Source organism: Cellulomonas cellasea (assembly GCF_006538745.1).
Classification (GTDB): domain Bacteria; phylum Actinomycetota; class Actinomycetes; order Actinomycetales; family Cellulomonadaceae; genus Cellulomonas_A; species Cellulomonas_A cellasea.
On sequence record NZ_BJLR01000033.1, the window covers coordinates 115955 to 128513 of the forward strand.

The 12559-nt window shown below is 76.6% G+C and carries 12 protein-coding genes; 3 read left to right on the forward strand and 9 right to left on the reverse strand.

Translation table 11 applies throughout. From position 1 onward, the window contains the following. Nucleotides 1–84: 84 nt before the first annotated feature. From CCE01nite_RS17590 to sigE, 3 genes are read right to left on the reverse strand one after another with little or no spacing between them, the layout of a single operon-like run. Nucleotides 85–1491, reverse strand: a complete 1407-nt coding sequence (locus CCE01nite_RS17590) for a S1C family serine protease (protein WP_141372765.1) — start codon at nucleotides 1489–1491, stop codon at nucleotides 85–87. Further along, nucleotides 1488–2453, reverse strand: coding sequence for a zf-HC2 domain-containing protein (locus CCE01nite_RS17595; protein ID WP_141372766.1), 966 nt, complete (start codon nucleotides 2451–2453; stop codon nucleotides 1488–1490). Before CCE01nite_RS17595 ends, CCE01nite_RS17590 begins: the two co-directional genes overlap by 4 nt. Next, nucleotides 2450–3052: an RNA polymerase sigma factor SigE gene (sigE, locus tag CCE01nite_RS17600; RefSeq protein ID WP_034633091.1), complete on the reverse strand. Its 603-nt coding sequence runs from the start codon at nucleotides 3050–3052 to the stop codon at nucleotides 2450–2452. Before sigE ends, CCE01nite_RS17595 begins: the two co-directional genes overlap by 4 nt. 262 nt (nucleotides 3053–3314) lie before the next feature. On the opposite strand from sigE, the gene CCE01nite_RS17605 reads away from it, so the two are divergent. Beyond that, the gene (locus CCE01nite_RS17605) at nucleotides 3315–3947 is read left to right on the forward strand and encodes an O-methyltransferase (RefSeq protein WP_034633131.1); all 633 of its coding nucleotides are present in this window, start codon (nucleotides 3315–3317) and stop codon (nucleotides 3945–3947) included. 55 nt (nucleotides 3948–4002) lie between these two features. Here the strand turns inward: CCE01nite_RS17605 and CCE01nite_RS17610 are convergent, their stop codons facing one another. The 6 genes from CCE01nite_RS17610 to dapE form a co-directional block, all read right to left on the reverse strand. Further along, complete coding sequence (locus CCE01nite_RS17610) at nucleotides 4003–5622, reverse strand: leucyl aminopeptidase family protein (RefSeq protein WP_034633092.1); 1620 nt, start codon at nucleotides 5620–5622, stop codon at nucleotides 4003–4005. 4 nt (nucleotides 5623–5626) lie between these two features. Beyond that, nucleotides 5627–5794 carry a DUF3117 domain-containing protein gene (locus tag CCE01nite_RS17615; RefSeq protein ID WP_084142858.1) on the reverse strand — a complete coding sequence of 56 codons (168 nt, stop codon included), beginning with the start codon at nucleotides 5792–5794 and terminating at the stop codon, nucleotides 5627–5629. A gap of 293 nt (nucleotides 5795–6087) precedes the next feature. Continuing rightward, nucleotides 6088–7419, reverse strand: a complete 1332-nt coding sequence (locus tag CCE01nite_RS17620; RefSeq protein WP_246056676.1) for a hypothetical protein — start codon at nucleotides 7417–7419, stop codon at nucleotides 6088–6090. Beyond that, a complete protein-coding gene (folP, locus tag CCE01nite_RS17625) occupies nucleotides 7416–8399 on the reverse strand; it encodes a dihydropteroate synthase (protein ID WP_371861060.1) in 984 nt (327 codons plus the stop codon). Before folP ends, CCE01nite_RS17620 begins: the two co-directional genes overlap by 4 nt. Before the next feature lie 58 nt (nucleotides 8400–8457). Further along, entirely contained in the window at nucleotides 8458–9285 is an 828-nt protein-coding gene (locus CCE01nite_RS17630) for an LOG family protein (RefSeq protein ID WP_034633094.1), read from the reverse strand. Between the two features lie 52 nt (nucleotides 9286–9337). Continuing rightward, a complete protein-coding gene (dapE, locus tag CCE01nite_RS17635) occupies nucleotides 9338–10450 on the reverse strand; it encodes a succinyl-diaminopimelate desuccinylase (RefSeq protein WP_052104333.1) in 1113 nt (370 codons plus the stop codon). 96 nt (nucleotides 10451–10546) lie between these two features. On the opposite strand from dapE, the gene dapD reads away from it, so the two are divergent. Together dapD and CCE01nite_RS17645 are read left to right on the forward strand one after the other, a co-directional pair. Continuing rightward, nucleotides 10547–11521 carry a 2,3,4,5-tetrahydropyridine-2,6-dicarboxylate N-succinyltransferase gene (dapD, locus tag CCE01nite_RS17640; RefSeq protein ID WP_034633100.1) on the forward strand — a complete coding sequence of 325 codons (975 nt, stop codon included), beginning with the start codon at nucleotides 10547–10549 and terminating at the stop codon, nucleotides 11519–11521. Between the two features lie 5 nt (nucleotides 11522–11526). After that, nucleotides 11527–12426 (forward strand): hypothetical protein, encoded by a 900-nt coding sequence (locus CCE01nite_RS17645; RefSeq protein ID WP_034633110.1) that lies wholly within the window; start codon nucleotides 11527–11529, stop codon nucleotides 12424–12426. Nucleotides 12427–12559 lie beyond the last annotated feature (133 nt).

The following is a 12559-nucleotide window of genomic DNA, read 5'->3' on the forward strand; positions in this document are numbered from 1 at the left end:
GGGAAGCCGCGCGGCGGACCGGCGTCGGGGCACCGCTCCGCCGCGCACGCACCCGGCTCGTCGGGGTCGTCGGGGTCGCCCGGGTCACTCGGGCGCGGACTCGTCGAGCACGACCCGCACGTCCCGCTCCTCGGAGCCCGTGCGCACGCGCAGCACGATCGTGTCGCCCGGGGTCTTCGCGCGGATCGCGACGATCAGCTCGTCGGGCTCCGTGACGGGGCGGCCGTCGATCGCGACGATGACGTCGCCGCGGCGGATGCCCGCGCGGTCGGCCGGGCCCCGTGGCGTCACGGGCGGGGTGTCGCCGCGCTGCTCGGTCGCGACCTGCACGCCCTCGCCGGTGTACGCCTGGTCGAGCAGGACGCCGATGATCGGGTACGTCGCCGCGCCCGTCTCGATGAGCTGCTCCGCGGTGCGCCGGGCCTGGTTCGAGGTGATCGCGAAGCCGAGGCCGATGCTGCCGCCGGCCGAGCTCAGGGCGCCCGGGGGCTGCGCGATCGCCGAGTTGATCCCGACGACCTCACCGGCCGCGTTGACGAGCGGGCCGCCCGAGTTCCCGGGGTTGATCGCGGCGTCCGTCTGGATCGCGTTGATGAACGCGGTCTCCTGCTCGCTGCCCGCGGAGACCGGGCGGTTGAGCGCGCTCACGATGCCGGTCGTCACCGTGCCCTCGAGGCCCAGCGGCGCCCCGATCGCGATGACCGGGTCGCCCACGAGGACGTCGTCGGAGTCCCCGAGCACGAGCGGCACGAGCCCGGACCGCTCGACCTTGAGCACCGCGATGTCGTACTCGGGCGTCCGCCCGACGATCGACGCGGGCTCCTCGCTGCCGTCGGCGAACAGCACGCTCGTGGTCGCGCCGGCGGTGGCCCCCGACTCGACGACGTGGTTGTTGGTCAGGATGTAGCCGTCCTGGCGCAGCACGAGCCCCGAGCCGGTCGAGGTCCCCTCGGCGCCGACGACCTCGATCGACACGACGCTCGGCAGCACGGTCGCCGCGACACCGGCGACGCTCTCCGGCGCGCGGTCCCCCGCCCCCGTGCCGACCGCGGCGGGCAGCCCGGCGTCGGCGACCTGGCCGTCGTCGAGCAGGCGCGGCGCGAGGATCCCGCCGGTCGCGCCCGCGACGAGCGCGAGCGCCGCGAGGCCCGCGGCCCAGCCGAACGACAGCCCGCGGCGCCGCTCCGGACGGGCCGGGGCGTCGCGGTGCGGCTCCGGGAGCGGGCCCGGGAAACCGCCGCGCCACGCGTCGGGCTGCTGCGGGGGTCGGCTCGACGGTGCACGGAACGGTGCCGTGCCCGGCGCGCCGTAGGGCGAGGCGCCGAAGGCGGGCGCGCCCGTCGCGGGCCCGTAGACCGGTGCGGCGTACGGCGACGGTGCCGCGTAGGGCGACGGCCCGGCGGGTGCGGCCGGACGCGCGGGCTGCGCCGGTGCCGGCGTCGCGAACGACGGCGGCGCAAACGGGTTCGCGGGCTGCTCGGGAGACGTCATCGGTTCAGGAGCGCTTCGGTCACGGTGTCCCATCCTCGGGTGATGCGGGCCGGGACCCCGTCGTCGAAGCCCCCGCCCGGGAACTCGGCGACGACCGACTCGACGTCGCGCGACGTGCTCGCGGAGACGACCTCGACCACGGTGTCGCCGGACTGCCAGGCAGCGTGCCACGGATGCGTCGACAGGACGTAGACCGTCCGGTCGCCGAGCGTGCGGTGGGTCGCGCCCTCGAGCGCGTCGACGTCGAGGCGGCCGTGCTGCTCGGTCACGACGACGGTGCCGCCGGGGCCGGACAGGTCGATCTCGACCGCGTCGCGCGCGTCCAGGCGCACCGCCGTCACGTCCCAGCCGGCGGGCAGCTCGACCGGACAGGTCCAGCCGCTGTCGCGCAGGCGCTCAAGCTGGTCGACGGTCGAGGCCGCGGCGAGCGGGGCGGGCGCCCCCCGGGTCAGGGCCGCACCGGCGAAGCGTTCGGTCCTCGGGGTCGCCTCCCCGAGCAGGCTCAGGGCCTGCGCCGGGTGGCTCGAGGGCACCACGGGCGGGCGGTCGCCGAGCGCGAAGAGCATCGCGGCGACCGCCCCGAGGCCCGCGAGCGAGCCCGCGGCGATGCGCGCGCCCGAGCGGCGCCGCTCGAGGTCGCCCGTGAGGGTGCGGGGGTGGCCGGTGAGCCGCGAGCCGCCCGCGGGGGTCGCCCGCAGCGGGTCCGGGGACGCGAAGGGGTCGCAGCGCCGTTCCGGTGCGCGCGGCGGGGTGGCCGGCGCCAGCGAGAGCAGGCGGGCGGTGAGGTCGGCGGTCGGCGTGACGTCGTCCGCGGCTGCGAGGGCCCGGCGCGCGGCGCGGGCGGCGGCGAGCTCGCCGGCGCACTGCGGGCAGGTGGCGACGTGCGCGAGCGCGCGCTCGGCCGCTGCGGGGGCGAGCTGCCCGTCGGCCAGCGCGCTGATGCGCGACCCCAGGTGGCTCACGGCGCCCCGACCCGCTCGGTCGGCGCTCCCGTCGAGCCGGTCGCGTCCTCGTCGCGCGCGAGCGGGGCCCGGTCCTGCAGGGCCACGCGCAGCCGCGCACGCGCGCGGTGGATGCGCGAGCGCACGGTGCCCATCTTGATGCCGAGGGTCACCGCGATCTCCTCGTACGACAGGCCCTCGATGTCGCACAGCACGACGGCCGCGCGGTACTCGGGCGGCAGGTCGTCGAGCGCGCGCTGCACGTCGTAGTCGAGGTTCCCGTGCTCGAACGCCCGCTCGGGCGCGTGAGGGCCCTCGACCGCCGCGGGGAAGCGGTCGGCGTCGTCGCCCATCGCGTCCATCCGGATCCGCTGCTTGCGGCGCACCTGGTCCAGGAACAGGTTCGTGGTGATGCGGTGCAGCCAGCCCTCGAACGTCCCCGGCGTGAAGCTCGACAGCGAGCGGAACACCCGGACGAAGACCTCCTGCGTGAGGTCCTCGGCGTCGTGCTGGTTGCCCGTGAGCCGGTACGCGAGGCGGTACACGCGCGCGGAGTGCACGCGGACGATCTCCTCCCAGGACGGAGCCACCCACGGCTCGTCGGGGGTGGTGGTCGTCATGCGGTTCCTCTCGTCGTCCTGGAGACCCAGTGTCCCAGGACCCGGCGGCACGCGCTCACCGCGCGGGCCCGATCACGCGGCGCGCTGCGCGTTCTCTACCCGTGCGAACGCGCGCCCGCGCGATTTCGTTCCGCCGGGTCGCGATCGGCGTCCCGCGGTCCGTCGGGGCCCCGGACTAGGCTCGGGCCGGAGGGGACCGGCGGCCGGGGAGCGGCCCCGGATGACCCTCGGGCACGACACCGACGAGCCGAGGAGGCGGACCATCTCGAACGACAAGGCCCAGAGCTGGGTCTACTGCGAGGGCTTCGTGCCCGAGGACGCGACCCTGCTGCGCGCGCGCGAACGAGCGGGCCAGCTCGGCTGCACGCCCGTCCTCCCGGGGTCGGGCGCGGTGCTCAGCGTGCTCGCCGCCGCCGCGCAGGCCCGTGCCGTCGTCGAGATCGGGACCGGCGCGGGCGTCGGCTCGCTGTACCTGCTGCGGGGCATGCCCGAGGACGGCGTGCTCACGACCATCGACGTCGAGGTCGAGCACCAGCGCGCCGCGAAGGAGGCGTTCGCCGAGGAGGGCCTGCGCACCACGCGCACGCGCACCATCTCGGGTCGCGCGCTCGACGTGCTGCCGCGCCTGACCGACGGGGGCTACGACCTCGTCTTCGTCGACGCCGACAAGGAGAACCTGCTCGGCTACGTCGAGCAGGCGCTCCGGCTCCTGCGCCGCGGCGGGGTGCTCGCGGTCGACAACGCCCTGTGGCACGACCGCGTCCCGGACCCCGCGCGGCGCGACGAGGTCACGACGATCGTCCGCGAGGTCGGCCGCGTGGTGCGCGAGGACGACCGGCTCGTGCCCGCGCTGCTGCCCACGGGCGACGGGCTGCTCACCGCCGTCAAGCGCTGAGCCCCCCCCTGGCGGGAGGGCCCGCGGCCCGACGACGGTTCCGGCTGTGCCCGGGTCAGCCCAGCGCCGCGAGGTACCGGAGCAGGAGACGCGCGCCGTAGCCGGTCGCCCCCTCGGTGACCTCGTGCTTGTCCGACGCGGCCCGCCCGGTGCCGGCGATGTCGAGGTGCGCCCACCGCCGGCCGCCCACGAACTCGCGCAGGAACAGCGCGGCCGTGATGGACCCGCCGCCGGTCCGCGCGTCGCTCGGCACGTGGCGCAGGTCCGCGACCTCCGAGCGCAGCGCGGGCACGTAGTCCTCGACGAGCGGCATGTGCCAGACGGGCTCGCCGGACTCCGCGGCCGCGAACTCGAGGGCGGCGACGAGCGCGGGGTCGTTGGCGTAGAGCGCGGCGTGCTGGCGCCCGAGGCCGACGCTCGCGGCGCCGGTCAGTGTCGCGACGTCCACGAGCACGTCCGGCGCGAGCTCGGCGTCCGCCCACGCGAGCGCGTCGGCGAGCACGAGCCGGCCCTCGGCGTCGGTGTTCGCGACCTCGACGGTCGTGCCGCCGTACAGCCGCAGGACGTCCGCGGGGCGGTAGGAGGCGGCGCCGACGTGGTTCTCGGCGAGCGGCAGGACCGCGGTCACGCGGTGCGGCAGCGCCGACGCGGCGGCACCGAGCACGACCGCGAGCGCGACCGCGGCGCCGGCCATGTCGGTCTTCATGGGGACCATGGCCTCGCGCGGCTTGATCGAGAGCCCGCCGGTGTCGTACGTGATGCCCTTGCCGACCACGACGACGTGCTGCGGGATCCGCCCGCCCGCGGCCGCGGGGGTGTACTCGACGACCACGAGCCGGGGCGGGGACGCCGAGCCGGCGCCGACCGCGAGGATGCCGCCGAACCCGTCGGCGGCGAGCTCGGCAGGCCCGCGCACGTGCACCGTGAGGCCCGCGTCGCGGGCGAGGCGGCTCGCCTCGTCGGCGACCCACGCGGGGTTCTTGGTGCTCGACGGGGTGTTGGTGAGGTCGCGGACCAGCCAGGTCGCGGTCGACCCGACCACGGCGTCCGCGAGCGCAGCGGCGACGTCCGTACCGTGCCCGGCGTCGCCGCCGAGCACGAGCAGCTCCTCGGCGGGCGCCTGCCGCCGCTCCGCCTCGGGGGTCGACGACGCCGCGGTGGGCATGCGGTACGCGGCAAGCTGGTAGCCCTCGACGAGGGCCGCGACCCGTGCGGCGGACGTGGGTCCGTGCTCGGCGGCGACCGACGTCACGACGCGTCCGAGCCCGCGGGTGGCCCGCGCGAGCGCGGCGCCCGCACGGCGCAGGTCCGTGGGCGTCCCCGCGCCGACCCCGACGAGCACAAGGCGCGACGGGAGGCCGGACCACGGCAGCGGCGCGGACCCGACGGGACGCGGCAGGTGCACGGTGTGCGCCTCGCCGGCGGCACCGGTCAGCCCGGCACGCTCGGCGAGCTCGGCGAGGTCGATGCCGTAGCGTGCCGCGGCGTCCGCAGTGCCCGCACGGGGCTGCAGGTCCGTCTCGCCGGGCGCCGCAGGGGCGACCGGCACGGCGAGGGCGTCGACGCCGTCCCCGCCCAGGAGGTCGGTTCCGGCGACGGAACCCTCGACGAGGGTCACGCGGGGCGGCGTGCGCCCGACGAGGGCGCCGCCGCGCGGCTCGGGTCGAGGCGTCACGAGGTCAGGACACGACCGAGGTCAGCGCCTCACCCAGCTCCTGCGCCTCGGAGGCGTTGAGCTCGACGACCAGCCGGCCACCGCCCTCGAGCGGGACGCGCATGACGATGCCACGACCCTCCTTGGTCACCTCGAGCGGGCCGTCACCGGTCCTCGGCTTCATCGCGGCCATGGGGGGCTCTCCTTCACGTCGTTCCTCCCGACCGCCGGCCGCGGCGACGGCGGCGGCGTGGGCCGGGCACGTCGACCACGGCCGCAGGGGCCGGATGTCCATCGACCATTCTAGGTCACACGTCCGACCTGTCCGGGGCACTCGAGGCCGCGCGACCTGCGGCGGCACCCCGGCGGGTGCCACGGCGGCCTGCGCGGCGCAGGGCACGACGCCGGTGCGACGTCCGGCCGGCCCGGGCGACCGCCCTCGCGACCCGTCCGCCCGGCCCGCCCGGCCTCACGCGTCGGGGGTGCTCACGGGGGCCAGCCGGTCGGCGGGGTGAGCCGCCACATGTTGTAGACCCACACGACGTGCAGCGTGCCCATGAGCACGACGACGAACGCGAACCACGCGCGCCGGGCCCCGGTCGGACGGGTCACGAGCCCGGCCGTGACCGCACCGAGCGGGAACGCGAGCAGCAGGAAGCGCGCGAGGCTGCTGCCGGGCTCGATCGCCGCGACGATGTACAGCAGGTACGCGGCCGACCAGGCGTGCAGCTCGTTCCCGAGCCGCCACGCCGCGGGCACCACGAGCGTCGCGACCACGAGCGCGAACCCCGCGACGAGCACCCACGGGGCCCAGTCCCCGAACCAGAACCGCGACACGTACCCCCACGGCTCGAACGGCGCGATCTCGCGGACGCCGCGCCAGGCGCCCTGGGTCTGGAGGTACCCGTCGGGCTCCCCGGTCATCCAGCCGCAGATGAGGGGCCACGCGACGCCCGAGACGGCGGCCGTGACCGCGAGCAGCCCGATCTCCGCCAGGTCGCGCGCCCCGAGCCGGTCCGTGCCGCGGCGGGCACCCCACCAGCGCACGAGCGCGTGCACGACGACGACGGCCGCCATCGGCAGCGCGACCGCGCGCGTGAACCCGAGCGCGAGGACCACGAGCGACGCCCACGCGTACCGCCGCTCGACGACGAGCAGCAGGGCCGACGCGACGAGCAGCAGCGCGAGCGACTCGGTGTACGCGACCTGCAGGACCGCGGCCGTCGGGAACAGCCCGAGCAGCGCGACCGTCGCGAGCGGGAGGCCCGGGCGCGCGTCGACGGCCCGCGGCGCACCGCGCTCGACCAGCCGGTGCACGACGACCGCGGCCGCGCAGCCGAGCACGAGCGCGACGAGCGGCGCGACGACGTACCAGTCCGCACGGGTCACGAGCATCACGCCGCGGACCAGCACCGGGAACAGCGGGAAGAACGCCCACGCGTTCTGCTGGACGAGGCCGTCCTCGCCGCGGGGCAGCTCGGCGGGGTACCCGTCCTCCGCGATGCCGCGGTACCAGCTCGCGTCCCACATGAGCCCGGTGAACTGGAGGTAGGACGGGCGCGCGCCGGTCCAGTAGTTCTCGGCCTGCAGCTGCGCGACGAGGACGAGCACGACCGCGGAGAACGCCCGGGTCGCCGCGTACAGCGACAGCGCCTGGGCCCAGCCCGGCCACGTCCGGGGATCGGTGCGCACGCGCGGGCGTGCCGGGTGCCCGTTGGGCTCGTCGACGCGCACCCCCGCGCGCGAGGCGCCCGGCGCCGCGGGCACCGTCGAGGCCGACGGCTCGCCCGACGCCGGTGCCGGGTTCTCGGTGCTCATGCCAGTCCTCTCACGGCGCGCACGGGCGGCGAGTCACCTCGGATCGCCGCGACCATGTCGAGGGTCCGCCGGGTCGCGCGCACGTCGTGCGTGCGGAACACCCGCGCGCCGAGCCACGCCGCGACCGACGTCGCGGCGAGCGTACCCTCGAGCCGCTCCTCGGGGGCGAGGTCGAGCGTCTCCCCCACGAAGTCCTTGCGGGACAGCGCCACGAGCACCGGGTGGCCGAGCGCGACGAGGGCCTGCGTGCGGCGTACGAGGTGCAGCGAGTGCCAGGTGTTCTTGCCGAAGTCGTGCGTGGGGTCCACGAGCACGCTCCCCGGCGGGATGCCGAGCCCGACCGCGCGCTCGGCGGCGCGGCGCAGCGTCGCGACGACGTCGAGCACGACGCCGTCGAGCGGGTCGACGTCCGGCCCGGTCCCGGGCGGAAGCGGGTCCGGCAGCGGGTACTGCACGCGCAGCGGGTCGGTGCGCGGGGCCGCTCCCCCGGTGTGCGAGCACACGACCCCGAGGCCGTGCTCGGCGGCGACCTCGACGAGGCGCGGGTCGTGGCCGGCCCACGTGTCGTTGACCAGGTCGGCGCCCGCGAGCGCTGCGGCCCGGGCGACCTCGGCGCGCCACGTGTCGACGGAGACGAGCAGGTCCGGGTGCCGGGCGCGCACTCTCTCGACGAGCGGCAGCACGCGCGCGAGCTCCTCGGCGACGTCGACCCGGGGGCCGCGACCGGCCCGCACGCCGCCGAGGTCGACGAGGTCGGCGCCCTCCTCCTCGGCGCGCGCGACGGCGGCGTCGGCCGAGCGGTCGTCGTGGCGCGCGGGGGCGTAGAACGAGTCGGGCGTGCGGTTGACGACGGCCATGACGACCGGGTGGCCGGGCCTGAACGTCCGCCCGCGCAGCACGAGGTCGGCGCCGGGCACGGGCACCCCGCTCGGGACCGCCGCCGGCACCGCTCCGGGGACCGGGGCGCTCACGCGCGTCAGCGCCCGGACGCCCGCGAGCCACGCGCGGCGCCGGGTGTGCGGGTGCGGGCCCGGGTCGTCACCGGCCGGTGCTCTCCGCGGCGGCCTGCTGGTCCGCCGCGAGCGCCGCGGCCGCTGCGCGCTCGGCCTCCCGGAGCGCGGCACCGTGGTCGGTGACGATCTTGACGGCCTCGTCCGCGTCGTCGGTCACGCGGACGAGCTCGAGGTCGACGGCGCTGATCGTGCCGCGCGAGAGGACCGGCCCGCGCAGCCAGTCGAGCAGCCCGGACCAGTAGTCGCTGCCGAGCAGGATGATCGGGAACTCGGTGACCTTGTGCGTCTGGACGAGCGTGAGCGCCTCGAACAGCTCGTCGAACGTGCCGAAGCCGCCGGGCAGCACCACGAAGCCCTCGGCGTACTTCACGAACATCGTCTTGCGGGCGAAGAAGTACCGGAAGTTCACGCCGAGGTCGACGTAGCGGTTCATGCCCTGCTCGAACGGCAGCTCGATCCCGAGGCCGACCGACAGCCCGCCCGCCTCCTTGGCGCCCTTGTTCGCCGACTCCATGATCCCGGGGCCGCCGCCGGTGATGACCGCGTAGCCGGCCTCGACGAGCTTGCGCCCGACCGTCTCGCCCAGGGCGTAGTCGGGGTGGTCGACGGGCGTGCGCGCGGAGCCGAAGACGCTGACCGCCGGACCGACCTCGGCGAGCGCCCCGAAGCCCTCCACGAACTCGCTCTGGATGCGCATGACGCGCCATGGGTCGCCGTGGATCCAGGAGGCACCCTCGGAGCGTGACAGGAGGCGCTGGTCCGAGGTCTCGGACGGTACCTGGTCGCCGCGCAGCAGCACGGGACCCTTGCGGTAGCCGTCGCCGGGGCGGGCGATGCCGTCGTCACTCGTCATGGGACCGACTCTAGGCGGCGCACCGCGGGGTGCGCGTGCCGACCTGGAACGCTCAGGCCGTCAGCCAGGACCGCAGCGCGTCGTAGCAGGATTGCAGCTGCCAGACGGGGCAGCGCTCGTCGTCCTTGTGGGCCAGCATCGGGTCGCCGGGCCCGAAGTTGACCGCAGGGATGCCGAGCGAGGAGAACCGCGCGACGTCGGTCCACCCGTACTTCGGGGCGGGAGCACCGCCGGTGACGGCGAGCACCGCGTCGGCGAACGCGGCCGCCGTCGGGTCGTCGAGCCCGGGGCGGGCGCCCGCCGCGGCGTCGGTGAGCACGACCTCGTAGCCGTCGAGCAGCTCGCGCACGTGCGCGAACGCCTCGTCGACCGAGCGCGACGGCGCGAACCGGTAGTTGACCGTGACGACGCAGCGGTCGGGGATGACGTTCGCGGCCGTCCCGCCGCCGACCAGGACCGCGTTGAGGCTCTCCCGGTAGACGAGCCCGTCGACGTCGACCGACCGGGGCTCGTAGGCGGCGAGCCGGCGCAGGACCTCGGCCGCGGCGTGGATCGCGTTGACGCCGGCCCACGCGCGCGCGGAGTGGGCCGCGACGCCGGTCAGGGTGACCTCGGCGCGCATCGTCCCGTTGCAGCCGCCCTCGAGCCCGCCCGCGGTCGGCTCGCACAGCACCGCGAAGTCCGCCTCGAGCCACTCGGGGTGCTCGCGCGCGATCCGGCCCAGGCCGTTGAGCGACGCCTCGACCTCCTCGTGGTCGTAGAAGACCCACGTGACGTCGCGCGTCGGCTCCGTGAGCGCCGCCGCGAGCGCGAGCTGGACGGCGACGCCACCCTTCATGTCCACCGTCCCGCGCCCCCACAGCTCGGCGTGCGCGCCCTCGCCGACGAGCCGCGCGGGGAGGTTGTCCGCGACCGGCACGGTGTCGATGTGGCCCGCGACGACGACCCGCGAGGCCCGGCCGAGCCGGGTGCGGGCGACGACCGCGTCGCCGTCGCGCAGCACCTCGAGGTGCTCGAACGCGCCCAGCGTCGCCTCGATCGCGTCGGCCAGGGGCGTCTCGTCGCCGCTCACCGACGGGATGTCGCACAGCGCGCGGGTCAGGGTCGTCAGGTCGGCCCGCAGGTCGAGCGGTGCGGCGGCGACGCCGGACGCCGGGGCGGGCACCGCGGGGACGGGCTCGCCGGCGGGGAGGTCGGGGACGGTCTGCGGGGCGTCGGTCACGTCACCGACCCTACCGACGCGCCGTCTAGGGTTGTCGCCATGACTGCGCGTTCCGCCTGGGGCTTCGGACTGGCCTCCGTGACCGACGACGGCACGACCCTCGACACCTGGTACCCCTCGCCGGCGCTCGGCGCCGCACCCGAGGGCGCCGCCGCACCGGCCGCGCTGACCGCCGCCGAGCGCCGCGACGACGCCCGCGGCGTGACGACGCGCGTCGTGCTCACCGAGGTCGACCTCGACGCCCCGCCCGCGACCACCGAGGACGCCTACCTGCGCCTCCACCTGCTCTCGCACCGTCTCGTCGCCCCGCACGGCCAGAACCTCGACGGCGTCTTCGGCGTGCTGCCGAACGTCGTGTGGACCGACGCCGGCCCGTGCGCGGTCGACGGCTTCGAGGAGACGCGCGTCCGGCTGCGGGCGTCCGCGGGACGTCCCGTGACCGTGCTCTCGGTCGACAAGTTCCCCCGCATGCTCGACTACGTCGTCCCCTCGGGCGTCCGGGTCGCCGACGCGGACCGCGTGCGCCTCGGCGCGCACCTCGCCGCCGGCACGACCGTGATGCACGAGGGCTTCGTGAACTTCAACGCCGGGACGCTCGGCACGTCGATGGTCGAGGGCCGCATCTCCGCGGGCGTCGTCGTCGGCGACGGCAGCGACGTCGGTGGCGGCGCGTCGATCATGGGGACGCTGTCCGGCGGCGGCCGTCAGGTCGTCTCGCTGGGCCGCCGCACGCTGCTCGGCGCCAACTCGGGCCTCGGCATCCCGCTCGGGGACGACTGCGTCGTCGAGGCCGGGCTGTACGTCACCGCGGGCACCAAGGTCACGCTCGTGGGGTTCGACGACGCCGACGCGGGGCCCGGTGCCGGCGACGGCACGCCGCGGACCGTCAAGGCACGCGAGCTCGCGGGCGCGTCGGGCGTGCTGTTCCGGCGCAACTCCCTGACCGGCGGTGTCGAGGCCGTCGCCCGCACCGGGGCGGGCGTCGAGCTCAACTCGGCGCTGCACGCCAACTGACGCGCGTGGCTCGTCGCGGGCGACGGTCGCGCGCCTCGCGTGCGGGGTGCGCCGTGGGGGCGGTCGTCGTCGGCCTCGGGCTCGCGGTCACGGGCGTCGTGGCGGTCCTGAACCTCGGTGACAGCCCGCAGCCGGTCGCCGAGCGCTGCGCCGCGGCGCTCGACGGCACGGCCTGGTACCTCTCCCCGGAGCAGGCCGACAACGCGGCCCTCCTCACGGCCCAGGGCCTCGACCGCGGGCTCCCGGCGCGTGCGGCGACGATCGCGATCGCGACGGCCCTGCAGGAGTCGAAGCTCAGCAACATCACCTACGGCGACCGCGACTCCCTCGGCCTGTTCCAGCAGCGGCCGTCGCAGGGCTGGGGCACGCCCGAGGAGATCATGGACCCCGTCCACGCGACCGGGCGGTTCTACGACGGCCTCGTGCAGGTGCCCGGGTACGACACGCTCCCCGTCACCGAGGCGGCGCAGGCCGTCCAGCGCTCGGGGTACCCGGACGCCTACGCCCAGCACGAGGCGCGCGCCCGCGCGTGGGCCTCGGCGCTCGCCGGCTGGTCCCCCGCGACGCTCACGTGCACGCTGCGCGACCCGGACGGCGCCGGCTCGCCCGAGGCGTTCGCGCAGCACGTCGCGCGCGACCACGGCGGTCTCGCCGTCGCCCCCGCGCCCGACGCGCCGGGCGAGCTCGTGATCGACGCCCGGCCGGTCGGCGCGGGCACGCCCGAGGAGGACGTGCGCGCCGGCTGGGCCCTCGCGCAGTGGGCGGTCGCCGTCGCGCGGCCCGAGGCCGTCATCCAGGTGCGGGCTCTCGACCAGGTGTGGGACCGCGCGTCGGGCGAGTGGGCCGTCGCGGACGCTGCTGCCCTGCCCGCGGGCGAGGTGCGGGTCACGCTCGCGGGTCCCTGAGCCGCGCTCGCGGGCGGGGTCGCTGAACGACGTCCGCGGCGGTTCGTCCCGAGGAGCCGCGCGCGTCGCTCGACGGGCTGCGCCCGCGGGTCGGGGGCCGGACAGCACGACGGCCGCCGGGCCCCGTCCGAGG